Annotated in this window: 21 protein-coding genes and 1 pseudogene; 14 read left to right on the top strand and 8 right to left on the bottom strand. The window is 73.4% G+C overall.

What is annotated here, in order from left to right; all coding sequences use genetic code 11:
* From N866_RS21335 to N866_RS07855, 3 genes and pseudogenes are all read left to right on the top strand, one after another.
* A pseudogene (locus N866_RS21335) lies at positions 1-202 on the top strand (hypothetical protein); the annotation flags it as partial.
* A gap of 59 nt (positions 203-261) precedes the next feature.
* Positions 262-1,290, top strand: coding sequence for a tryptophan--tRNA ligase (gene trpS, locus N866_RS07860; protein ID WP_034225009.1), 1,029 nt, complete (start codon positions 262-264; stop codon positions 1,288-1,290).
* On the top strand, positions 1,287-1,826 hold the full coding sequence (locus tag N866_RS07855) for a 2'-5' RNA ligase family protein (RefSeq protein WP_034224998.1): 540 nt from the start codon (positions 1,287-1,289) through the stop codon (positions 1,824-1,826). Before trpS ends, N866_RS07855 begins: the two co-directional genes overlap by 4 nt.
* A gap of 69 nt (positions 1,827-1,895) precedes the next feature.
* Here N866_RS07855 and N866_RS07850 read toward each other — a convergent pair whose 3' ends face one another.
* The 4 genes from N866_RS07850 to sdhC are packed head-to-tail and all read right to left on the bottom strand — an operon-like array spanning position 1,896 to position 5,323.
* Entirely contained in the window at positions 1,896-2,660 is a 765-nt protein-coding gene (locus N866_RS07850; protein ID WP_034224997.1) for a succinate dehydrogenase iron-sulfur subunit, read from the bottom strand.
* Entirely contained in the window at positions 2,660-4,438 is a 1,779-nt protein-coding gene (gene sdhA, locus N866_RS07845) for a succinate dehydrogenase flavoprotein subunit (RefSeq protein WP_034224995.1), read from the bottom strand. Before sdhA ends, N866_RS07850 begins: the two co-directional genes overlap by 1 nt.
* 33 nt (positions 4,439-4,471) lie before the next feature.
* Positions 4,472-4,942: a succinate dehydrogenase hydrophobic membrane anchor subunit gene (locus N866_RS07840; RefSeq protein ID WP_034224994.1), complete on the bottom strand. Its 471-nt coding sequence runs from the start codon at positions 4,940-4,942 to the stop codon at positions 4,472-4,474.
* A gap of 3 nt (positions 4,943-4,945) precedes the next feature.
* Positions 4,946-5,323 (bottom strand): succinate dehydrogenase, cytochrome b556 subunit, encoded by a 378-nt coding sequence (sdhC, locus tag N866_RS07835; protein WP_034224993.1) that lies wholly within the window; start codon positions 5,321-5,323, stop codon positions 4,946-4,948.
* A gap of 226 nt (positions 5,324-5,549) precedes the next feature.
* Between sdhC and N866_RS07830 the strand changes: the two genes are divergently transcribed.
* From N866_RS07830 to N866_RS07780, 11 genes are all read left to right on the top strand, one after another.
* Positions 5,550-6,659, top strand: a complete 1,110-nt coding sequence (locus N866_RS07830; protein ID WP_034224992.1) for a mannose-1-phosphate guanylyltransferase — start codon at positions 5,550-5,552, stop codon at positions 6,657-6,659.
* A gap of 39 nt (positions 6,660-6,698) precedes the next feature.
* Positions 6,699-7,934: an amidohydrolase gene (locus N866_RS07825; protein ID WP_034225007.1), complete on the top strand. Its 1,236-nt coding sequence runs from the start codon at positions 6,699-6,701 to the stop codon at positions 7,932-7,934.
* Between the two features lie 245 nt (positions 7,935-8,179).
* Entirely contained in the window at positions 8,180-9,304 is a 1,125-nt protein-coding gene (locus N866_RS07820) for a BMP family lipoprotein (protein WP_034224991.1), read from the top strand.
* Between the two features lie 92 nt (positions 9,305-9,396).
* Entirely contained in the window at positions 9,397-10,911 is a 1,515-nt protein-coding gene (locus N866_RS07815; protein ID WP_034224990.1) for an ABC transporter ATP-binding protein, read from the top strand.
* The gene (locus N866_RS07810) at positions 10,908-12,260 is read left to right on the top strand and encodes an ABC transporter permease (protein WP_081802445.1); all 1,353 of its coding nucleotides are present in this window, start codon (positions 10,908-10,910) and stop codon (positions 12,258-12,260) included. The genes N866_RS07815 and N866_RS07810 overlap by 4 nt, the downstream gene beginning before the upstream one ends.
* Positions 12,257-13,552 (top strand): ABC transporter permease, encoded by a 1,296-nt coding sequence (locus N866_RS07805; protein ID WP_034224988.1) that lies wholly within the window; start codon positions 12,257-12,259, stop codon positions 13,550-13,552. Before N866_RS07810 ends, N866_RS07805 begins: the two co-directional genes overlap by 4 nt.
* A gap of 20 nt (positions 13,553-13,572) precedes the next feature.
* Positions 13,573-13,977, top strand: a complete 405-nt coding sequence (locus N866_RS07800) for a cytidine deaminase (RefSeq protein WP_034224986.1) — start codon at positions 13,573-13,575, stop codon at positions 13,975-13,977.
* A gap of 13 nt (positions 13,978-13,990) precedes the next feature.
* Entirely contained in the window at positions 13,991-15,301 is a 1,311-nt protein-coding gene (locus N866_RS07795; protein WP_034224984.1) for a thymidine phosphorylase, read from the top strand.
* Positions 15,302-15,344: 43 nt separating this feature from the next.
* Positions 15,345-16,124, top strand: a complete 780-nt coding sequence (locus N866_RS20875; protein WP_155855254.1) for a hypothetical protein — start codon at positions 15,345-15,347, stop codon at positions 16,122-16,124.
* Between the two features lie 116 nt (positions 16,125-16,240).
* On the top strand, positions 16,241-16,618 hold the full coding sequence (locus tag N866_RS20870) for a hypothetical protein (RefSeq protein ID WP_155855253.1): 378 nt from the start codon (positions 16,241-16,243) through the stop codon (positions 16,616-16,618).
* Between the two features lie 70 nt (positions 16,619-16,688).
* Positions 16,689-17,873 carry an adenosine deaminase gene (locus N866_RS07780; RefSeq protein ID WP_081802443.1) on the top strand — a complete coding sequence of 395 codons (1,185 nt, stop codon included), beginning with the start codon at positions 16,689-16,691 and terminating at the stop codon, positions 17,871-17,873.
* Between the two features lie 68 nt (positions 17,874-17,941).
* Here N866_RS07780 and N866_RS07775 read toward each other — a convergent pair whose 3' ends face one another.
* Genes N866_RS07775 through deoC form a run of 4 tightly spaced genes read right to left on the bottom strand, consistent with a single transcriptional unit; the run spans position 17,942 to position 22,132 of the window.
* A complete protein-coding gene (locus N866_RS07775) occupies positions 17,942-18,823 on the bottom strand; it encodes an aldehyde dehydrogenase family protein (protein WP_034224981.1) in 882 nt (293 codons plus the stop codon).
* A complete protein-coding gene (locus N866_RS07770; RefSeq protein WP_216699398.1) occupies positions 18,820-20,265 on the bottom strand; it encodes an aldehyde dehydrogenase family protein in 1,446 nt (481 codons plus the stop codon). Before N866_RS07770 ends, N866_RS07775 begins: the two co-directional genes overlap by 4 nt.
* Before the next feature lie 17 nt (positions 20,266-20,282).
* Entirely contained in the window at positions 20,283-21,059 is a 777-nt protein-coding gene (locus tag N866_RS07765; RefSeq protein ID WP_052022572.1) for a GntR family transcriptional regulator, read from the bottom strand.
* Entirely contained in the window at positions 21,059-22,132 is a 1,074-nt protein-coding gene (deoC, locus tag N866_RS07760) for a deoxyribose-phosphate aldolase (RefSeq protein WP_081802442.1), read from the bottom strand. The genes N866_RS07765 and deoC overlap by 1 nt, the downstream gene beginning before the upstream one ends.
* Between the last annotated feature and the right edge of the window lie 183 nt (positions 22,133-22,315).

Raw genomic sequence — 22,315 nt, 5'->3', positions numbered from 1 at the left:
GACCGCGGCGGGAGCCACCGCAGCCGGCGCCGCCGCGTCCGGGCGGGTCTCGCCGGGCGCCGGTGCCGTGACGACGACGGCGCCGGGGCCCCGCACCGAGGGCACCGAGGCCACTGCCGGTGACGACGGGGAGCAGCCCGTCCCGACCCCGGGGACCCCGGACGGCTACGTGCCGCCGCCCTTCGACCCGGACGCGACCTGAGGGCTCCGGCACCCGGGCGGTGACCGGGGCACCCCCCGGTGCCTGCCACAATGCTCCCCATGTCCGACGCGGCGCAGCGACCTCGCATCCTCTCCGGCATGCAGCCGACCTCCGACTCCCTCCACCTCGGGAACTACCTCGGCGCCCTCACGAGCTGGGTGGCCCTCCAGGACGACTACGACGCCCTCTACACGGTCGTGGACCTGCACGCCCTCACGGTGGGACCGGACCCGGCGCTGCTGCGGGAGCGGACGCGACGGACGGCCGCGCAGTACCTCGCGGCGGGGGTCGACCCCGCGCGGTCCCTGCTGTTCGTGCAGAGCCACGTCCCGGAGCACACGCAGCTCGCGTGGGTCCTCTCGTGCCTCACGGGGTTCGGCGAGGCGTCGCGGATGACCCAGTTCAAGGACAAGTCGGCGCGGATGGGGGCCGAGGCGGCCAACGTCGGGCTCTTCACGTACCCGGTCCTCATGGCCGCGGACATCCTGCTGTACGACGCCGCGCTCGTCCCCGTCGGTGAGGACCAGCGCCAGCACCTGGAGCTCACGCGGGACCTCGCGCAGCGCGTCAACGCGCGGTTCGGGCACACCTTCGTGGTCCCGGACGCGCACATCGTCCGGGAGACGGCGAAGATCTTCGACCTGCAGGAGCCGACGTCGAAGATGAGCAAGTCCGCCTCCACGCCCACCGGCCTGGTGGAGCTGCTCGACGACCCGAAGGTCGTCGCCAAGCGGATCAGGTCCGCCGTGACCGACGCGGAGCGGGAGATCCGCTTCGACCGCGAGGCCAAGCCGGGCGTCTCGAACCTCCTGACGATCCACTCGGCGCTGAGCGGGCGGACGGTCGCCGAGCTCGAGGAGCACTTTGCGGGCCAGGGGTACGGCGACCTCAAGAAGGAGCTCGCGGACGTCGTCGTCGGCTTCCTCGAGCCGTTCCAGGCGAAGGTCCGCGGGTACCTCGACGACCCGGCCCAGCTGGACGCGGTGCTGGCGGAGGGCGCCGAGCGCGCGCGGGCGATCGCCGGCGCGACCGTCGACCGGGTGTACGACCGCATCGGCCTGCTCCCGGCGCGCAGGACCCACGGATGAGGCTGCCGGAGCGCACCGGCGACCAGCGGCGCATCGGTGTGGCGATCGAGGTGCCGCAGCCCTACGGGGCGCAGCTCCAGTCCGCCCGCGCCGGGTTCGGCGACCCGCTGGCCGGGGACATCCCGCCGCACGTGACCCTGCTCGGGCCCACGGTCCTGGAGCCGGAGGACGTCCCGGTCGTCTACGCGCACCTGGAGGAGGTGGCGGCGCGGCACGCGCCGTTCCGGCTGCACCTGCGGGGGACCGGGACCTTCCGTCCGGTCAGCGCCGTCGTCTTCGTCCAGGTGGTCGAGGGCATCGCGGAGTGCGAGCAGCTCGAGCGCGCCGTCCGCAGCGGCCCCCTGGAGCAGGACGTGCGGTTCAACTACCACCCGCACGTCACCGTCGCGCACGACGTGGACGAGGACGCCCTCGACCGGGCCTTCGAGGAGATGGCCGGCTTCGAGGCGGTCTTCGCCGTGGACACGGTGCAGGTCTTCGAGCACGGCGACGACGGCGTGTGGCGTCCCGTCACGCCCTTCCGCCTGGGCGGCTGAGCTCCCCCGCGGACGCGGGCAGCACGACGGCGGCGGGGGAGACCCACCGCCGCCGTCGGTCCTGCGGGCTCAGAACGCGCGGGTGATCATCGCGCGCTTGACCTCCTGGATCGCCTTGGTCACCTCGATGCCCCGGGGGCACGCCTCGGTGCAGTTGAAGGTCGTCCGGCAGCGCCAGACGCCCTCCTTGTCGTTGAGGATCTCCAGCCGCTGGACGGCCCCCTCGTCGCGGCTGTCGAAGATGAACCGGTGCGCGTTGACGATCGCCGCGGGGCCGAAGTACTGCCCGTCGGTCCAGAACACCGGGCACGAGGACGTGCACGCCGCGCAGAGGATGCACTTGGTCGTGTCGTCGTAGCGCGCGCGGTCCTCGGGGGACTGCAGCCGCTCCTTGGACGGGGCGTTCCCGTGGGTGATGAGGAAGGGCATCACCTCGCGGTAGGACGCGAAGAACGGCTCCATGTCGACGACGAGGTCCTTGATGACCGGCAGGCCCTTGATCGGCTCGATGGTGATCGGCTTGGACGGGTCGAGGTCCTTGAGCAGAGCCTTGCAGGCGAGGCGGTTGCGGCCGTTGATCCGCATCGCGTCCGAGCCGCAGATGCCGTGGGCGCAGGAGCGGCGGAAGGTCAGCGAGCCGTCGACCTCCCACTTGACCTTGTGCATGGCGTCGAGGACCCGGTCGGTCCCGTGGGCGGTGACCGTGAACTCCTCCCAGCGCGGCTCGGCGCCGTTGTCGGGGTCGAAGCGGCGGATCCGGAGCGTGACGTCGAAGCTCGGGACGGCCCCGACCTCGGCCCGGGCGGACGTGGTGGACTCGGCGAGAGCAGTCATCAGTACTTGCGCTCCATCGGCTGGTAACGGGTGATGATCACCGGCTTGTAGTCGAGCTCCACCGTCCCCTGGCCGTCCCCGCGGACGCGCTGGTAGGCCATGGTGTGCAGCATGAACCGCTCGTCGTCGCGGGTCGGGAAGTCCTCCCGGAAGTGCCCGCCGCGCGACTCCTCGCGGGCGAGGGCACCGACGACGACGACCTCGGCCAGGTCGAGCAGGAAGCCGAGCTCCACGCCCTCCATGAGGTCGGTGTTGAACCGCCGCCCCTTGTCCTGCACGCTCGCGTCGCGGTACCGCTTCTTGAGCGCCGTGATGTCGGACAGGGCGGTCGTCAGCGAGTCGCGGGTGCGGAAGACCTGGGCGTTGCGGTCCATCGTCTCCTGGAGCTCGCGGCGGATGTCCGCGATGCGCTCGCCCGTGGCGTGGTCCCGGAGCCGCTCGATGTACTCCACCGTCGCCACGGACGCGTCGTCGGGCATCTCGTGCCACGGCGCCGTCTCGGCGTAGCGGGCGGCGGCGATGCCGGCGCGCTTGCCGAAGACGTTGATGTCCAGGAGCGAGTTCGTGCCGAGACGGTTCGAGCCGTGCACGGACACGCAGGCGACCTCGCCGGCGGCGAAGAGGCCCTTGACCACGTCGGTGTTGTTCCGCAGCACCTCGGCGTCGATCGTCGTCGGGATGCCGCCCATGGCGTAGTGCGCCGTCGGGTAGACCGGGACGGGCTCGGTGTAGGGCTCGACCCCGAGGTAGGTCCGGGCGAACTCGGTGATGTCGGGGAGCTTGGCGTCGATGTGGGCCGGCTCGAGGTGCGTGAGGTCGAGCAGCACGTAGTCCTTGTTCGGCCCGCAGCCGCGGCCCTCGCGGACCTCGTTGGCCATCGCGCGGGCGACCATGTCGCGGGGCGCGAGGTCCTTGATCGTCGGCGCGTACCGCTCCATGAAGCGCTCGCCCTCGCTGTTGCGCAGGATCGCGCCCTCGCCGCGGGCGGCCTCCGAGAGCAGGATCCCCAGACCGGCGAGGCCTGTCGGGTGGAACTGGAAGAACTCCATGTCCTCCAGCGGGATGCCGCGCCGCAGGGCCAGCGCCATGCCGTCGCCGGTGAGGGTGTGCGCGTTCGAGGTGGTCTTGTAGATCTTGCCGGCCCCACCGGTCGCGAAGACGACCGACTTGGCCCGGAAGACGTGGATCTCACCGCTGGCCAGGTCGTACGCGACGACGCCCGCGACCGAGACCTCCTCCCCGTCCGGCACCGTGCCGGCGGAGAGGTCGTGGGTGAGGACGACGTCCAGCACGTAGAACTCGTTGTAGAACTCGACGTCCTGCTTGACGCACTGCTGGTACAGCGTCTGGAGGATCATGTGGCCGGTGCGGTCGGCCGCGTAGCAGGAGCGGCGCACGGCGGCCTCGCCGTGGTTGCGCGTGTGGCCGCCGAACCGCCGCTGGTCGATGCGCCCCTCGGGCGTGCGGTTGAACGGCAGGCCCATCTTCTCCAGGTCCAGCACCGCGTCGATGGCCTCCTTGGCCATCACCTCGGCGGCGTCCTGGTCGACCAGGTAGTCACCGCCCTTGACGGTGTCGAACGTGTGCCACTCCCAGTTGTCCTCCTCGACGTTGGCCAGGGCGGCGCACATGCCGCCCTGCGCCGCACCGGTGTGGGAGCGCGTGGGGTAGAGCTTGGAGATGACGGCCGTCCGGGCGCGGGTCGAGGACTCCAGCGCAGCGCGCATGCCCGCGCCGCCCGCTCCGACGATGACGACGTCGTACTGGTGGGTCTGCATGGCTTCTCGTCTGTCCTTCGTCGTGGAGGTGCGTCAGGAGGCGGGGCAGAAGGACGGCAGCAGGTCGGCCGGGGCGCCGATGGGGCACGGCTCGAAGGTGAAGATCACCAGGGTGCCGAGGGTGACCGTCAGGAGGAACGCCGCCGCGAGGAGCACCTTCAGCACGAGCCGCGTCCGGTCGCGCTCCGCGTAGTCGTTGATGATCGTCCGCATCCCGTTGGTGCCGTGGATCATCGCGAGCCAGAGCATCGCGAGGTCCCAGAACTGCCAGAAGGGGGACGCCCACTTCCCGCCGACGAAGGCGAAGTCGATGCGGTTGATGCCCTCGCCCTGGACGAGGTTGACGAACAGGTGCCCGAAGATGAGCACGAGGAGCAGGACGCCGGACAGTCGCATGAACAGCCAGGCGACCATCTCCATGTTCGTGCGGGAGGACCCGCGCGACCGGGTGGTGCGCGCGCTGCGCGGTGCGGCCAGCGGGCCGGCGGGGATCGTCGTCGCCATGGTTCAGCCTCCGAAGACGTTCGCGAGGTGGCGGGGGAGGAAGCCGGCCATCGTCACCACGACCAGCCCGACGACGACCCACAGCATCAGGCGCTGGTAGCGGGTGCCCTTCGACCAGAAGTCCACGAGCATCACGCGGATGCCGTTGAAGGCGTGGAACACGATCGCCGCGACCAGGCCCGCCTCGCCCAGACCCATGACCGGGTTCTTGTACGACCCGATCACGACGTTGTACGCCTCGGGGGACACCCGCACGAGCGAGGTGTCGAGGACGTGGACGAGGAGGAAGAAGAAGATGAGGAAGCCGGTCACGCGGTGGGCCACCCAGGACCACATCCCCTCGCGGCCTCGGTAGAGCGTGCCGGCCGGCTTCTCGGGCACTGTTGGACCTCCGGTCGAGGGGGACGGCGTCGTCGCTGCGCAGCGACCCGGCCTCCGGTGGACGGGTGCGACGCTGCGCCCACACTCTACGACCGTCCCCCGGTACGGATGGTGGGTGGACTCAGCGATCCGCAAGGGTCGAGGGTCCTGTGCCGCACCGCGCCCGCAGGGGCGACGGCTGCGCTGTGATCAAAGCCACACCGGACGCCTCTGCCAGGATGGCCGGGTGACGACCTCCCGAATCGACGACCTGCACGTGATCGTTCCGGCCGGCGGCGCCGGCACACGGCTGTGGCCCCTGTCCCGCGCGGGGTCCCCGAAGTTCCTGCACGACCTGACGGGCAGCGGGCGCAGCCTCCTGCAGGCCACGGTCGACCGGCTCGCGCCGCTGAGCGCGGGCGTCGTCGTCGTGACGGGGGAGCGGCACGCGGACGCGGTGCGCGCCCAGCTGCCGGGGCTCGCCGCCGACGACGTCCTGGCGGAGCCCTCGCCGCGCGACTCGATGGCGGCCATCGGCCTCGCGGCCGCCGTCCTGGCCCAGCGGCACGGCGACCCGGTCGTCGGCTCGTTCGCCGCCGACCAGGTCGTCGACGCCGGGCCCGGGTTCGCCGAGGCGGTGCGGCAGGGCGTGGTGGCGGCCCGCTCGGGGCATCTGGTGACGGTGGGCATCGCGGCCACCGGCCCCTCGACGGCCTTCGGCTACGTCCGCAGCGGCGAGCTCCTCGGGCTCCCGGACGCGCCCGACGCGCGCCGCGCGGCCGGGTTCACGGAGAAGCCGGACGCACACACGGCCGCCGAGTACCTCGCGACCGGCGAGTACCGCTGGAACGCGGGCATCTTCCTGGTCCGCGCCGAGGTCCTGCTCGGACACCTCGAGCGCCTCCTGCCGCAGCTGCACGGGGGTCTGCGCGAGATCGCGGCCGCGTGGGACACGCCCCGGCGCGCGGAGGTGCTCGACCGCGTGTGGCCCGGCCTGCAGCGCATCGCGATCGACCACGCCGTCGCCGAGCCGGTCGCGGCCGAGGGCGGCGTGGCCGTCGTCCCGGGCGACTTCGCGTGGGACGACGTCGGCGACTTCGCCTCCCTCGCCGGCCTGCTGCCCGCCGGGGCCGACGACGTCCGGGTGCTCGGTGCGCGCGACGACGTCCTCGTGGTCGACGCGCAGCGGCCCCTCGTCGCGGCGTCGTCGGGCCGGCTCGTCGCGGTGCTCGGGGTCGCGGACCTCGTCGTCGTGGACACTCCCGACGCGCTGCTGGTGACCACGCGCGCGCACGCGCAGGGTGTCAAGGCGGTCGTGGACGCGGTGCGGGCCGTCGGTCGGGACGACCTGCTCTGACGCGGCGCCGCGGCCCCGAGCAACTACCCTCGTGGGGTGATCGACACCTCCCCGACCGTGCCCGCCGCGCGCATCCGTGCCGCCGTCGACGCGATCGAGGCGGAGCTCGTCGCGCTGCGCCGGGACCTCCACGCCCACCCGGAGGTGGCGCGCACGGAGCGGCGGTCGACCGACCTGGTCGCGGCGCGGCTCCGGGAGGCCGGGCTGCAGCCGCACCCGCTGCCGGGCACGGGCCTGGTCTGCGACATCGGCCCGGGTGCCGTGACGACCGGCCGGCGGCGGGTCCTGCTCCGGGCGGACCTCGACGCGCTGCCCGTGCCGGACCGGTGCGGTGAGCCGTGGGAGTCCGCGTCGCCCGGTGTGGCGCACGCCTGCGGCCACGACGTGCACACGGCGGCGGTCCTCGGTGCGGGGCTGGTCCTGGCCCGGCTCGCGGAGAGCGGGGACCTGCCCACCGGTGTGCGGCTGCTCTTCCAGGCGGCGGAGGAGGTGCAGCCGGGCGGGGCCCTCGACGCGATGGACGCCGGCGCCATGGAGGGCGTCGGGCAGGTCTTCGCCGTGCACTGCGACCCGCGCCTGGAGGTCGGTCACGTGGGCACGCGGATCGGCGCCATCACCTCCGCGTCCGACGACGTGACCGTGACGCTCAGCTCGCCGGGCGGCCACACGTCCCGACCGCACGTGACCGGCGACCTCGTCTTCGCCCTGGGCAAGGTCCTCACCGAGGTCCCGGCCGTCCTCGGCCGGCGCCTGGACCCGCGCGCGGGCGTCAACCTCACCTGGGGGATCGTCAGCGCCGGCGCCGCGCCGAACGCGATCCCCGCGTCGGGCCACGTCCGCGGGACCCTGCGCTGCCTGGAGTCCCGCGCCTGGGAGGAGGCCGCGCGCGTGCTGCGCGAGGCGGTCGAGCTCGTCGTCGCGCCCTACCAGGTGGACGCCGACGTGCACGTCCAGCGCGGCGTCCCCCCGGTCGTCAACGACGAGCACGCCACGCGCCTGCTCGACCAGGCGGGCCGGGACATGCTGGGCCGCGACGGCGTCGTGCTCACCGAGCAGTCCCTCGGCGGTGAGGACTTCGCCTGGCTGCTCACCCGGGCGCCCGGGGCGATGGCCCGGCTCGGCACACGCGCGCCCGGCGGGCCCGCGTTCGACCTGCACCAGGGCGACTTCCGGGTCGACGAGCGCGCGATCGCCATCGGCGCGCAGCTGCTCGCGCGGGTCGCCGTCCTCGCCGGCATGCCGTCGGCACCGCCCCCCGACGGCCCGCGTTCCTGAGGGCGGGGCGGGACCTCCGGCCCTTCCCTTCGGCGGACCCGCCGCGCGGCACGCCGCGCAACATTCCGGTTCCGTAACGGAACCCCCCGGACGTACCAGTCGGTAACACGACCGGGACAAACACCGCACTAGGGTGTGCTGGCTGAACCAGCCGACCAGGCGCGGTCGGTCCGTGGCAACGATGCCGGCGGAAACTCCGCGGTCCCTGGCGGCACCGACGTCGAGTGACGAATCAGGAGTACGACGTGAAGAGACTGACGCGAGTTGCAGCCCTGGCGGCTGCGACGGCCCTGACCCTGGCCGCCTGTGCCGCGGCCCCCGAGGAGGCCGAGGAGACCACCGGCAGCGAGCCCTCGGCCGAGGAGACCTCCGCCGAGGAGGAGGAGGAGTCGATCGACTTCAAGGCGTGCATCGTCTCTGACGCCGGCGGCTTCGACGACAAGTCGTTCAACCAGCTGAGCTACGAGGGCGTCACGCGGGCGGTCGAGGAGCTCGGCGCCGAGATGGCCGAGGTCCAGTCCGACTCCGAGACCGACTTCGCCCCGAACATCGAGTCGCTCGTCTCCGAGGGCTGCAACACGATCGTCACCGTCGGCTTCGCGCTGTCGGCCGCGACGGTCGAGGCGGCGAACGCCAACCCGGACATCGAGTTCGTCCTCATCGACGACGCCGCGGACAACGACTTCGACGGCACGAAGGACGCCGAGAACGTCAAGCCGATCCTCTACGACACGGCGCAGGCCGCGTTCCTCGCCGGCTACCTCGCCGCGGGCTACTCCACCAGCGGCGTCGTCGGCACCTTCGGCGGCCAGCCGTTCCCGACCGTGACGATCTTCATGGACGGCTTCGCGCAGGGCGTCGCGCACTACAACGCCGAGAAGGGCACCGACGTGCAGGTCGTCGGCTACCAGGGCGGCGACCAGGGCTCGTTCACCGGTGGCTTCGAGGCCAACGACACGGCCAAGCAGGTCGCGGCGGGGCTCATCGACCAGGGCGCGGACGTCCTGCTCCCCGTCGGTGGCCCGATCTACCAGTCCGCCATGGACGCCATCGCCGACTCCGGCTCCGAGGTCGCGCTCATCGGCGTCGACGCGGACTTCTTCGAGACGGACCCGAGCACGCAGGACATCGTCCTGACCTCGATCCTCAAGAAGATGGACGTCTCGGTCTACGAGGCCGTCATGGCCGCCGGTGAGGGCAACGTCGACTACGAGACGTACGTGGGCACGCTCGAGAACGAGGGCGTCGGCCTCGCGCCGCTGCACAACTTCGAGGACAAGGTCGACCCCGCCCTGTGGGCCGAGGTCGAGGCGCTCCGCGAGGCGATCATCGCCGGCGAGGTCGAGGTCACCTCGTACCTCAGCGAGTGACGGCCTGAGCACGCGTTCCCGGGGGCCCACCGGCCCCCGGGAACGCGTGCGTCAGCCCTACCCGTGTTCCCTGCTGCAAGGACGGACGTGCGATGACGCTCGAGCTCCGAGGCATCACCAAGCGCTTCGGCACCCTGGTCGCGAACGACCACATCTCGCTCACCATCGAACCGGGCCAGATCCACTGCCTGCTCGGCGAGAACGGTGCCGGGAAGTCCACCCTGATGAACGTCCTCTACGGCCTGTACACGGCGGACGAGGGCGAGGTCCTCCTCGACGGCGTCCCGCAGCGCTTCCGTGGGCCCGGTGACGCCATGGCGGCGGGCATCGGCATGGTCCACCAGCACTTCATGCTCATCCCCGTCTTCACGGTCGCGGAGAACGTCATGCTCGGGCACGAGCAGACGCTGTCCGGTGGTCGGCTCGACCTCGACGCGGCGCGCGAGCGCGTGCGCGAGATCGCCGCCCGCTTCGGCTTCCACGTCGACCCGGACGCGCTCGTCGAGGACCTGCCCGTCGGCGTGCAGCAGCGGGTCGAGATCATCAAGGCGCTGTCGCGCGACGCGAAGGTGCTCGTGTTCGACGAGCCCACGGCCGTCCTCACGCCGCAGGAGACCGACGAGCTGATGGGCATCATGCAGCAGCTCAAGGCGTCCGGGGCGGCGATCGTCTTCATCACGCACAAGCTCCGCGAGGTCCGCGCCGTCGCGGACCGGATCACCGTGGTCCGCCGCGGCCGGGTCGTCGGCGAGGCCGACCCCGACTCCACCGACGCCGAGCTGGCCGCCCTCATGGTGGGCCGCGCCGTCGAGCTCACGGTGCAGAAGGAGCCGCCCCGGATCGCGGACGCTCTGCTGGAGGTCTCCGGCCTCGAGGTGCGCGACGCCAAGGGCGCCGTCCTCGTCGACGACGTGAGCTTCACCGTCCGCGGCGGCGAGGTGCTCGTGGTCGCCGGCGTCCAGGGGAACGGCCAGACGGAGCTCACCGAGGCGCTGGTCGGTCTGCAGCACACGGTCTCCGGCTCCATCCGGCTGGACGGCACGGAGCTCGTCGGCCGCAGCGTCCGGCAGGTGCTCGACGCGGGCGTCGGGTTCGTCCCCGAGGACCGCAGCACCGACGGCCTGGTCGGCGCGTTCAGCGTCGCCGAGAACCTCATGCTCGACCGGACGGACGGGCCGCCGTTCGTGCGCCGCGGCGTGCTCCAGCTCGACGAGCTCGAGCGCTTCGCCGCTGCCGCGATCGAGGAGTTCGACATCCGCACGCAGGGGACCACCGAGCCGGTGGGCCGGCTGTCCGGCGGCAACCAGCAGAAGGTCGTCGTGGCCCGCGAGCTGTCCAAGGACCTGCGGCTCCTCGTCGCGGCCCAGCCGACCCGCGGCGTCGACGTGGGATCGATCGAGTTCATCCACAAGCGGATCATCGCGACGCGCGACGCCGGGGTCCCCGTCGTCGTCGTCTCCACCGAGCTGGACGAGGCCGTGGCCCTCGGTGACCGCATCCTGGTGATGTACCGGGGTCGGATCGTGGGCGTGGTGCCCGCGGACACCCCGCGTGACGTCCTGGGTCTGATGATGGCGGGCATCTCGCCCGAGGAGAGTGCCGCATGAGCGAGGACCGTCAGCTGGGCGGCGACGAGGTCGCCCGCCCGCAGCACGTCGGCGAGGAGGATGCCGGGGCCCGTCAGGCGGTGCTCCAGGCCGACCGGACCGGGGACGCCGAGGGGCGCGTGGTGCCCGATCCCGACGCCGGACGCTGGCACGACGCGCTGCGTCGCGTCACGCAGGGCAGCTGGGCCGTGTCGGTCGGCGCGGTCGTCCTCGCCGTGCTCGCCGGGTCGGTGCTGATCGCCGTCACCGACGAGGCGGTGCAGGAGGCCTCGGGGTACTTCTTCTCGCGGCCGAGCGACACGCTGGCGGCCGTCGGCAGCGCGGTGGGCAGCGCCTACGCCGCCCTCTTCCGCGGCGCCGTCTGGAACTTCCAGGCCGACGACCTGGCCGGCGCGATCCGGCCGCTGATGAACTCGCTGAACTTCGCGACCCCGCTCATCGGCGCGGGGCTCGGCGTCGCGCTGGCCTTCCGCGCCGGGCTGTTCAACATCGGTGGCCGGGGGCAGATGCTCGTCGCGGCCGCCGCAGCGGGCTGGGTCGGCTTCGGCATGGAGCTGCCCGTCGTGCTGCACCTGCTCGTCGCAATGGCGGCCGGCATCGCGGCCGGTGCCGTGTGGGCGGGGATCGCGGGTCTCCTCAAGGCCGCCACGGGCGCGCACGAGGTCATCACGACGATCATGCTCAACTACATCGCCTTCTACCTGGTGTCGTGGATGCTCGCGACGCCGGGCCTGCTCCAGGCGCCCGGCTCCTCGAACCCCAAGACGCCGCCGATGCAGGACACCGCCGTCCTGCCCGACCTGTTCGGGCCGCGCTACAACGTCCACTGGGGCCTCGTGTTCGCGCTGGTCGCGGTCGCCTTCGTCTGGTGGCTGCTCAACCGGTCGCGGCTGGGCTTCACGTTCCGCGCGGTCGGGGAGAACCCGGCGGCGGCCCGGGTGGCCGGCATCGACGTCCCGCGGACCACCGTGTCGGTGATGCTCGTCGCCGGCGGCCTCCTCGGCCTCGCGGGCGCCACCCAGGTGCTCGGGACGGTGACGACCGGGTTCAGCTCCGACATCGACGCCGGCATCGGCTTCGACGCGATCACCGTCGCGCTGCTCGGCCGGTCCTCACCGATCGGCGTCCTGTTCGCCGCGATCCTGTTCGGCGCCTTCAAGGCCGGCGGCTCGGTGATGCAGGCGTCCGAGAACGTGCCCATCGAGATCGTCGTCGTCGTCCAGTCGCTCATCGTGCTCTTCATCGCGGCCCCGCCGCTGGTCCGCGCGGTCTTCCGGCTGCCCCAGCCGGGCGAGCGGCCCGCGCGCAAGCCCCGGTCGCGCAGCAAGCAGAAGGAGGTGGCGGCATGACCACCGCGACTGCCACGCCGTCGTCGGCATCCGTGTCCGAGGACCTCCGGCACGTCACCGTCGTGAGCCGCAAGAGCGCCCTGGTGCTCACGGTCGTGACGGCGCTCATGGCGCTGCTCCTGCTCCTGTCGCCGCGCGAGGGCGACGTCCAGTACCGGATGGGGGCCGAGGGCGACGCGCTGCGCCTGCCCGACGTCGCGCTGCCCGGCATGACGGTCGCCTGGGTCTGCGTCGCCATCGCGGCCGTCCTGGCCGCGGTGGCATGGCTGCAGGTCCGCGCCGAGCGCACCCTGTCCTTCGCGGTCCCGATGGTGTTCGCCGTCGTCCTCCTCGTGGCCTTCCTGTCCTGGGCGGGTGCGGGCAGCCCGCAGGACTTCCCCGTCAGCCGGATCATCGGCGGCGCGGTCCTGCTGTCCGTGCCGATCCTCTTCGGCGCGCTGGGCGGCGTCATCGGTGAGCGCGCGGGCGTGGTCAACATCGCGATCGAGGGCCAGCTGCTGCTCGGTGCCTTCGCCGCGGCGATCACCGCGTCCCTCACGGACAGCCCGATCGCGGGCCTGCTCGCGGCCGTGACCGCCGGCATGCTCGTCGCCCTCGTCCTGGGCCTGTTCACCATCACCTACAAGGTCGACCAGGTCATCGTCGGCGTGGTGCTCAACGTTCTGGTCATCGGCCTGACGAGCTTCTTCTACTCCGAGGTCCTCGTCCCGAACGCGGAGCGGCTGAACGAGACGGACCGGTTCGCGCCCGTCGCGATCCCGCTCCTGTCGGAGATCCCCGTCCTCGGCCCGGCGCTCTTCCGGCAGTCGGTGCTGGTCTACCTGGCGTACGTCACGGTGCCCGCGGTGTGGTTCGCGCTGTACCGGACGCGGTGGGGCCTGCGCCTGCGCGCCGTCGGTGAGCACCCCAAGGCCGCCGACACCGTGGGCATCAAGGTGCTGCGCACGCGGTACCGGGCGCTGCTCATCGCCGGTGGCATCGTCGGCGTCGGCGGTGCCTTCTACACGGTCGTCTCGGTGTCCTCCTTCGGCAAGGAGATGACCGCCGGGGCCGGCTTCATCGCGCTGGCCGCCGTCATCTTCGGCAAGTGGGACCCCCTGCGTGCCGCCCTCGCGGCCCTGCTGTTCGGGTTCGCCTCGAACCTCGACGACATGCTCAGCCTCGTCGGCGCCCCGGTGCCGAGCCAGTTCATGCTGATGCTGCCGTACGTGGTGACCCTGTTCGCGGTCGCCGGGCTCGTGGGGAAGTCCCGCGCGCCGGCCGCGGACGGCGTGCCGTACATCAAGGAGTGACCGGACATGGAGGAGCGGGCATGAGCCACGCCGACGTCGACTGGGACGCGCTGCGCGCGGCCGCCCGTGACGCGATGACCACCGCCTACGTGCCGTACTCGCACTTCCCGGTGGGGGCGGCGGCGCTCGTCGACGACGGGCGTGTCGTCGTCGGCTGCAACGTCGAGAACGCCTCCTACGGGGTCGGTCTGTGCGCCGAGTGCGGGCTGGTCAGCGCACTGCACGCCTCGGGCGGGGGACGGCTCGTCGCGTTCGTCTGCGTCGACCGGCACGGCAGCACGCTGATGCCCTGCGGCCGGTGCCGGCAGCTGCTGTGGGAGCACGGCGGCCCCGGTCTGGTGCTGGAGACGGTCAGCGGGTTCAAGACCATGAGCGAGGTGCTGCCCGACGCGTTCGGAGCGCACGACCTCACCGAGCGGGACTGAGGACGGGACGAGCATGTCCGAGCAGCAGCGTCACGAGCCGTTCGACGCCGTCGACGTCATCCGGACCAAGCGGGACGGCGGGCGGCTCTCGCCCGAGCAGGTCGACTGGGTCATCGACGCGTACACCCGCGGCGCCGTGGCCGACGAGCAGATGTCCGCGCTGGCCATGGCGATCCTGCTCAACGGGATGGACCGGGCGGAGATCGCGCGGTGGACCGCGGCGATGATCGCCTCCGGGGAGCGGATGGACTTCTCCCACCTGTCCCGGCCGACCGCGGACAAGCACTCGACGGGCGGCGTCGGGGACAAGATCACCCTGCCGCTGGCGCCCCTGGTCGCGGCGTGCGGCGTCGCGGTGCCCCAGCTCTCCGGACGCGGCCTGGGCCACACCGGGGGAACGCTCGACAAGCTCGAGGCCGTCCCCGGGTGGCGTGCCGCGCTGAGCAACGCGGAGATGATGGCGCAGCTCGAGGACGTCGGGGCGGTGATCTGCCAGGCCGGCTCCGGGCTCGCCCCCGCCGACCGCAAGCTCTACGCGCTGCGTGACGTCACCGGCACCGTCGAGGCGATCCCGCTCATCGCTTCCTCGATCATGAGCAAGAAGATCGCGGAGGGCACGGGCATCCTCGTGCTGGACGTGAAGGTCGGGTCCGGCGCCTTCATGAAGGACGAGGAGCAGGCCCGCGAGCTCGCGCGGACCATGGTCGCGCTCGGCACCGACGCCGGCGTCCACACCGTGGCGCTCATGACGGACATGGCCACGCCGCTCGGTCTGACCGCGGGCAACGCGCTCGAGGTGCGCGAGTCGGTGGAGGTCCTCGCGGGCGGCGGTCCGCAGGACGTCGTGGACCTCACCCTGGCGCTCGCCCGCGAGATGCTCGCGGGTGCCGGACGCGGCGACGTCGACCCCGCGGACGCGCTGCGCGACGGCCGCGCGATGGACGCGTGGCGGCGGATGATCGCGGCCCAGGGCGGCGACCCCGACGCCCCGCTGCCGGTCGCCCGGCACACCGAGCAGGTGCTCGCGCCGGCCGACGGCGTCCTCGTCGGGCTCGACGCGCTCGCCGTCGGCGTCGCCGCGTGGCGGCTCGGGGCGGGCCGGGCCCGCAAGGAGGACCCGGTCCAGGCCGGAGCGGGTGTCGAGCTGCACGCCAAGCCCGGCGCGGTCGTGCGCGCCGGCGAGGTGCTCATGACCCTGCACACGGACACGCCCGAGCGGTTCGAGCGGGCCCAGGCCGCGCTGGTCGACGCCGTGACGATCGCCCCCGAGGGCTCGCGCCCGCCGGAGCGGCCGCTCGTCCTGGACCGCATCGCCGCCGACTGAGCCGGAGGGCGGCGCAGCGGTGGACGGGCACGGACGGCCCGCGGTGCAGCTGTCCACCGTCCTGCGCCGCCTCGGGTGGGGCCGCTCGCCCGACCTCGGACCCGTGCCGGCTCCGGACCCGGAGACCGCCGCCCGGCGCCTGGCCACCGCCCGCCGGCTCGCCGCGGACGGACGCCAGCAGGACGGCACGACCTGCGGGTCGGCCGTCCTGACGATGCTGGCCGCGCTCGGCGACCCCGGCCTCGAGCACTGGCTCGCCCGCGGTCGACTCACGGGCCCGACGCTCCCGCCGGAGCTCGCCGGTGCGCCGTCGTCGGCGCTCGACCGCCTGGCGGACGCGTCCGCGGCGGTGCGCTTCCGTGCCGTCCACCGGGTCGTGCAGCGGCGGACGACCGAGCGGTCCCTCCTCGGGGGCCCGTGGCCGCGAGCCCTGGGCACCCCGCCCTGGGGTGCGGCCGGCGTCGCGCGCCTGGCCGGGGTCGGGTGGACGCACCGGCCCCTGGACGACACGGACGCCGGGTCCCTCCGCGCCGAGCTGGACCGGGTCCGGCGGTGGGTCGCGGCCGGGGTCCCCGTGCCGCTCTACAGCGGTGGGGACACCCGGCAGGGGCTCGCCGCCGCCGTGCCGCGGCACGTGGTCCTGGTGGTCGGCGCCGACGACGGCGCGCTGGACGTCTTCGAGCCCAGCCGCGGGGCGGTGGTCCGTGCTCGTGTGGCGGACCTGCTCACCCCGGACGGGCCGCAGCCCGCCCTCGGGGGCTGGCGGCACCTGGCCTGGGCCGTGGTCCCGGTGGCCGGCGGGGACCGGGTCGTCGCTCGCTGAGTCGTGCGCTCCCGTGCTGCCCGGTGCCGTGGCGGCCCGTGGCGGTGGCGTGGCGGCGCCGTCGCCCGCGGGCGAGGATGGAGGAGACGGTCGGACCCGAGGGAGAGGCGCAGACGATGAGCACGACACCGGGTGACAGCACGTGGGCCGACGCGGGCCTGGTCCCGCCGGACAGCTCCGCGCCCCAGGACCCCAGCCGGACGACCGTGCCGGTCGACCCGGCCGACCTGCCCCGCGCGCCCAAGCCCGACCTGCGGGACGAGGGTGGGGACCTCGACGTCGACGCGCAGCGCGAGCGGCTCGCCGCCCAGCGCCCGACCCTGCCCGACGACGCCCCCGAGGCGGACGCCTGGGACCAGGCCCAGGAGACCGACGCCGCGGCACCGGACCCGGACGCCGCGACGGACCTGGGTGAGCGGGACGCGTCCGAGGCCGACGTCCTCGAGCAGGCGGCGGAGGTGCCGGAGGACGAGCAGGACTCGTACCGCTCGTGACGCCGGGCGGAGACCGGCAGGACCGGCCGGACGGTCCGGACCGCCCGGCTCAGCCCGCTAGCGTGGGGTCATGAGCGCACCGGAGCCGTCGACGACCCAGCCGGCCACGACCTCGGCACCGATCACCGGACGCTCCGACGGACTGACCGGCGAGGCCCTCCGGGCGCTCCCGAAGGTGCTCCTGCACGACCACCTCGACGGCGGCGTGCGGCCGTCCACGGTGCTCGAGCTCGCCGACGCCATCGGCCACGAGCTGCCGGCGTCGGACGAGGCGTCGTTGGGCGCGTGGTTCGTGGAGGCCTCGACGTCGGGCTCGCTCGAGCGGTACCTCGACACCTTCCGGCACACGGTCACGGTGATGCAGACGGCTGCCGCCCTGCGCCGGGTCGCCCGGGAGGCCGTGCTCGACCTGGCGGCCGACGGCGTCGTCCACGCCGAGCAGCGGTACGCCCCGGAGCTGCACCTGACCGGCGGCCTGGAGCCGCAGGAGGTCGTGGACGCCGTGCGAGCGGGGATCGACGAGGGGACGGCGGAGGTCGCGGCGGCCGGTGGCCGGATCCGGGTCACGCAGGTGCTCACCGCGATGCGGCAGTCCGAGCACAGCACGATGGTCGCGCGTCTGGCGCTCGCCAACCGGGACGCCGGCGTCGTCGCGCTCGACCTGGCCGGGCCGGAGGCCGGGCACCCTGCGGCCCGCCACGCGGCCGCGTTCCGGACCGTGCGCTACGCGAGCTTCCCCACCACGGTCCACGCGGGAGAGGCCGCGGGCGTCACGTCCATCGCCGAGGCGGTGCACCTCGCCGGGGCGACGCGCATCGGTCATGGCGTGCGGGTGATCGACGACGTCGAGCTCGGGCCCCGCAGCCCGGAGGACCCGTGGGGCGTCGAGGGCGCCCGGCTGGGCCACCTCGCGCACTGGGTCCGTGACCAGCAGGTCCCGCTGGAGCTCTGCCCCACCTCGAACGTGCAGACCGGCGCGGTGACCTCGATCGCGGAGCACGCGATCACGCCGCTCGCCCGGCTCGGCTTCGCCGTGACGGTCAACACCGACAACCGGCTCATGTCCGGCACGTCGATGACGCACGAGTACGCCCAGCTCGTCGAGCGCGCCGGCTGGGGCCTGGACGAGCTCCGCGACGCCGCGCTCACCGCCGCCTGGAGCGCGTTCCTCCACCACGACGAGCGCGAGGAGCTCGTCGAGGGCGTGCTCCGGCCCGGGTACACGCCGGCCGGCTCGGGGCGCCACCGGGCCTGAGCCGACCGCCGCGGCGCAGAGGCGATCCGCCGAGCCGATCCGATCGCCGCGGCGCCCGAGGCGGCGGGTCAGGCGCCCTTGGGGTGCCAGACCGTCTTGGTCTCGGTGAACGCGAGGATCCGGCGGGGGCCGTCCGGGGCCGCGGTCCAGTCCGGCTCGTCCCCGGCCGGGGGGCGCACGACGCGCTTGACGGTGTCCGCCGCCGTCGCCTCGAGCTCCTCCCACGACACGCCCTCGGCGCCCATCGTCCCGGTGAGGTCGACGGCGTTGACGTCCATGTGCCCGACGAGGTGCGGCGCGACCTCGGCGACCCGGCCCGTGAGGATGTTGACGACCCCCTTGGGCACGTCGGACGTCGCGAGGACCTCCGACAGCGTGATCGCCGGCAGCGGCCGGTCCGTGCTGCTCAGGACGACCGCGGTGTTGCCCGTGACGAGGACGGGCGCGAGCACGGTGACGAGGCCGAGGAGCGACGACCGCTGCGGCGCGACGACACCGACCACACCGGTCGGCTCGGGCACCGAGATGTTGAAGTAGGGCCCGGCGACCGGGTTCGCAGCGCCCGCCACCTGCGCGACCTTGTCGGTCCAGCCCGCGTACCAGACCCAGCGGTCGATCGCGGCGGAGACGACGGCCTCGGCGTCCTCGGGCCGCAGGCCCTCGCTCGCGGCGACCTCGGCGACGAACTGGTCCCGGCGGCCCTCGAGCAGCTCCGCCACCCGGTACAGCACCTGGCCACGGTTGTAGGCGGTCGCGCCGGCCCAGCCGGGCTGGGCGGCACGGGCGGCCTTGACCGCGTCCCGGGCGTCCTTGCGCGAGGCGAGCGCGGCGTTCGCGAGGAACGCGCCCTTGGCGTCGCTCACCTCGTACGTCCGCCCGGACTCGCTCCGCGGGAAGGCCCCACCGATGAACAGCTTGTACGTCTTGCGCACCTCGAGCCGAGTGCTCACAGTGCTCCCTCCTGGAGGTAGGCGGCCAGTCCGTGGCGGCCGCCCTCGCGGCCGTAGCCCGACTCCTTGTAGCCGCCGAAGGGGCTCGTCGGGTCGAAGCGGTTGAAGGTGTTGGCCCAGACGACGCCGGCCCGGAGCTGGTCGGCCATCCACAGGATGCGCGAGCCCTTCTCCGTCCAGATGCCGGCCGAGAGGCCGTAGGGGGTGTTGTTCGCCTTGGCGACGGCCTCGGCGGGCGTGCGGAAGGTCAGGACCGACAGCACCGGGCCGAAGATCTCCTCACGGGCGATCGTGTGGGCGGTGCTGACGTCGGTGAACACGGTGGGCGCGAACCAGTAGCCGCGCTCCGGCAGCTCGCACGGCGCCGTCCAGCGCGTCGCGCCCTCGACGGCGCCGGTGTCCGTGATCCGCGTGATCCGCTCGAGCTGCTGCGCGGAGTTCACCGCGCCGACGTCGGTGTTCTTGTCCATGGGGTCACCGACGCGCAGGGTCGACAGGCGCGCCTTGAGCCGCTCCACGACCTCCTCGGCGACGGACTCCTGCACGAGGAGCCGCGAGCCGGCGCAGCACACCTGGCCCTGGTTGAAGAAGATGCCGTTGACGATGCCCTCGACCGCCTGGTCCACCGGGGCGTCGTCGAAGACGATGTTCGCCGCCTTGCCGCCCAGCTCGAGGGTGAGGCTCTTGCGGCTGCCGGCCACCTCGCGGGCGATGCGCTTGCCGACCGGCGTGGAGCCCGTGAAGGCGATCTTGTCCACGCCCGGGTGGTTGACGAGCAGCGAACCGGTCTCCCGGGCGCCGGTGACGATGTTGACGACGCCGGGCGGCAGCTCGGCCTGGCGCAGCAGGTCCGCGAACAGCAGCGCGGTCAGCGGCGTCGTCTCGGCGGGCTTGAGGACGACCGTGTTCCCCGCGGCGAGGGCGGGCGCGACCTTCCAGGCCAGCATCAGCAGCGGGAAGTTCCAGGGGATGACCTGCGCGGCGACGCCGTGCGGGCGCGGGTCACGACCCAGGCCGGCATGCTCGAGCTTGTCCGCCCAGCCCGCGTAGTAGAAGAAGTGCGCCGCCGCCGTGGGGACGTCGACGTCGCGGGACTCGCGGATCGGCTTGCCGTTGTCGAGCGTCTCCAGGACGGCGAACTCCCGTGACCGCTCGGCGAGCAGGCGGGCGATGCGGAAGAGGTACTTCGCGCGCTCGGAGCCCGGCATCGGGCCCCAGACCTTCTCCTGGGCCCGGCGCGCGGCGCGGACGGCGCGGTCGACGTCGGTCTCCCCGCCGACCGCGATCTCGGCCAGGACCTCCTCGGTCGCGGGGTTGACGGTCTTGAGGACGGCGCCGTCGGCGGCGTCGGCGAACTCGCCGTCGATGAAGAGCCCGTAGGAGGAGGCGATGTCGACGACGGCGCGCGACTCGGGCGCCGGGGCGTACTCGAAGATGCTCATGATGTCCTCAGGGGTTCTCAGCTGTGCGGTGCAAGGGCGGGCTCGGGCGCCGGGGCGAGCCCGGTGGGGTCCGGCGGGAAGGCGTCGAGACCACGCTCGACGTAGAGGTGGACGACGTCGCTGCGCAGGTGGATGACGGAGTACATCACCGGGCGTCCGTCGTCGAGGGTGTGGACCTGGCTGAGGCGCAGCACCGGGGCGCCGTCCGCGATGCCGAGCCGCGCCGAGGTGCCGGGCGCCGGGACGACCGCCTCGACGCGGGCGATGCCGGTGGCCACCGGCCGGCCGTAGGTCTCGCGGAGCAGCTCGTAGACCGACCCGGTGTAGGCCGAGGCCTCCACGGGGAGGCCGGGGTGGGGGACCAGGTGGTCCGCGCTCTCGAAGGACGGCACGCCGTCGGCGGTCCGGATCCGGCGCAGGACGCGGCAGGTCGCGCCGTGAGGCAGCCCCAGGGCGTCGGCGACGGCGGTCGGCGGGACCTCGTCGGCCACCGTGACGCCCGTCGTGCCGGGGTCGTGCCCCGCGGCCCGGATCACGGCGGTCATCGAGAGGTTCGCGTCGAGGAACATCGTGAGGTCGACATGGTCGGCCGACCGCACGAACGTCCCGCGGCCCTGCTCACGGCTCAGCAGCCCGCGGTCCTGGAGCGTCCCGACGGCGGCGCGCACGGTCGTGCGGCTCACTCCGAACTCCGCGCAGAGGTCCGGCTCCGTGGGCAGCTGCGACCCCGGGGGGTAGGTGCCGTCCAGGACGCGGCGCTCCAGGTCGCGCGCGACGCGGTGGGCGCGGGACATCAGCCGACGGAGATGTAGTCGGAGCCGGAGTAGGCGCCGGTGCGGAGCTTGTGGCGCTGCATGAGCACGTCGTTGAGCAGCGACGACGCGCCGAACCGGAAGAGGTCCGGGTTCAGCCAGTCCTCACCGACCGTCTCGTTCACGGCGACGAGGTACTTGAACGCGTCCTTCGTCGTGGAGATGCCCCCGGCGGGCTTGACCCCGATGTGCACGCCGGTCGCGCGGTGGTAGTCGCGGACCGCCTCGAGCATGACGACCGTGACCGGCAGGGTCGCGGCGGGGGAGACCTTGCCCGTCGAGGTCTTGATGAAGTCGGCACCGGCCAGCATCGCGAGCCACGAGGCCCGGCGCACGTTGTCGTACGTCGCGAGCTCGCCGGTCTCCAGGATGACCTTGAGGTGGGCGCGACCGGGCCCGGTGCCGCACGCCTCGCGCACCGCCATGATGTCCTCGAAGACCGCGGAGAACCGGCCGGAGAGGAACGCGCCCCGGTCGATGACCATGTCGATCTCGTCCGCCCCGGCGGCCACGGCCTCGCGAGTGTCCAGGAGGCGCACCTCGCGGCTCGCCCGGCCCGACGGGAAGGCGGTGGCCACGGCGGCGACGTGGATGCCCGTGCCCTCCAGCGCTGCCCTGGCCTGGGGTACGAGGTCCCCGTAGACGCAGACGGCGGCCACGCGCGGGCAGGTGGGGTCGGTCGGGTCGGGGTTCTTCGCCTTGGCGGCGAGCGAGGCGACCTTGCCGGGGGTGTCGGCACCCTCGAGGGTCGTCAGGTCGATCATCCGGATCGTCGCGTCGAGCGCCCAGGCCTTGGCGGTCGTCTTGATGCTGCGGGTGCCGAGCATCTGGGCCCGCCCGTCCGCGCCGACCTTGTCGACCCCGGGCAGGCCGCGCAGGTAGCGGGCGAGGCCGGCGTCGTCGAGGGTCGCCTGGCCGGTGAGGTGGTGGGCCCGCTCGAGGATCTGCGCGCTCGTCGCGGGCGTGCCGGCGGCGGGCAGCACCGCGACAGCACCGTCGCCGCCCTGGCCTGAGGTCCCCGGAGCCGTCGCCGGCTCGGTTGCGCTGTGGGTCATGGGCGGCATCGTACCCGCGCCGAGGCGGAAACGTCATACGAATTGCGGGTCGGTGCGACAGGTGGGCCCGATCAGGCGCGTCAGGGCACGTCAGGGCACCTCAGTCGCGTCGCAGCAGCAGCGCCTCAGCGGCGGCCGCGCCGCCCCGGCGAGCCGCGCCGCGGCGTGCCCCGCCCCCCGTCG

The sequence above is a fragment of the Actinotalea ferrariae CF5-4 genome (genome assembly GCF_000603945.1).
In the GTDB taxonomy this organism is placed as follows: Bacteria; Actinomycetota; Actinomycetes; order Actinomycetales; family Cellulomonadaceae; genus Actinotalea; species Actinotalea ferrariae.
This window is presented reverse-complemented; position numbering and strand designations above follow the sequence as displayed.

What these genes read in the sequence shown, in the direction of transcription:
- deoC (WP_081802442.1), bottom strand. Translation starts at nt 22,132, where the DNA reads ATGACCCACAGCGCAACCGAGCCGGCGACGGCTCCGGGGACCTCAGGC.
- trpS (WP_034225009.1), top strand. Translation starts at nt 262, where the DNA reads ATGTCCGACGCGGCGCAGCGACCTCGCATCCTCTCCGGCATGCAGCCG.
- N866_RS07765 (WP_052022572.1), bottom strand. Translation starts at nt 21,059, where the DNA reads ATGTCCCGCGCCCACCGCGTCGCGCGCGACCTGGAGCGCCGCGTCCTG.
- N866_RS07780 (WP_081802443.1), top strand. Translation starts at nt 16,689, where the DNA reads ATGAGCGCACCGGAGCCGTCGACGACCCAGCCGGCCACGACCTCGGCA.
- N866_RS07770 (WP_216699398.1), bottom strand. Translation starts at nt 20,265, where the DNA reads ATGAGCATCTTCGAGTACGCCCCGGCGCCCGAGTCGCGCGCCGTCGTC.
- N866_RS20870 (WP_155855253.1), top strand. Translation starts at nt 16,241, where the DNA reads ATGAGCACGACACCGGGTGACAGCACGTGGGCCGACGCGGGCCTGGTC.
- N866_RS07850 (WP_034224997.1), bottom strand. Translation starts at nt 2,660, where the DNA reads ATGACTGCTCTCGCCGAGTCCACCACGTCCGCCCGGGCCGAGGTCGGG.
- N866_RS07805 (WP_034224988.1), top strand. Translation starts at nt 12,257, where the DNA reads ATGACCACCGCGACTGCCACGCCGTCGTCGGCATCCGTGTCCGAGGAC.
- sdhA (WP_034224995.1), bottom strand. Translation starts at nt 4,438, where the DNA reads ATGCAGACCCACCAGTACGACGTCGTCATCGTCGGAGCGGGCGGCGCG.
- N866_RS07795 (WP_034224984.1), top strand. Translation starts at nt 13,991, where the DNA reads ATGTCCGAGCAGCAGCGTCACGAGCCGTTCGACGCCGTCGACGTCATC.
- N866_RS07840 (WP_034224994.1), bottom strand. Translation starts at nt 4,942, where the DNA reads ATGGCGACGACGATCCCCGCCGGCCCGCTGGCCGCACCGCGCAGCGCG.
- N866_RS07815 (WP_034224990.1), top strand. Translation starts at nt 9,397, where the DNA reads ATGACGCTCGAGCTCCGAGGCATCACCAAGCGCTTCGGCACCCTGGTC.
- N866_RS07810 (WP_081802445.1), top strand. Translation starts at nt 10,908, where the DNA reads ATGAGCGAGGACCGTCAGCTGGGCGGCGACGAGGTCGCCCGCCCGCAG.
- N866_RS07800 (WP_034224986.1), top strand. Translation starts at nt 13,573, where the DNA reads ATGAGCCACGCCGACGTCGACTGGGACGCGCTGCGCGCGGCCGCCCGT.
- N866_RS07855 (WP_034224998.1), top strand. Translation starts at nt 1,287, where the DNA reads ATGAGGCTGCCGGAGCGCACCGGCGACCAGCGGCGCATCGGTGTGGCG.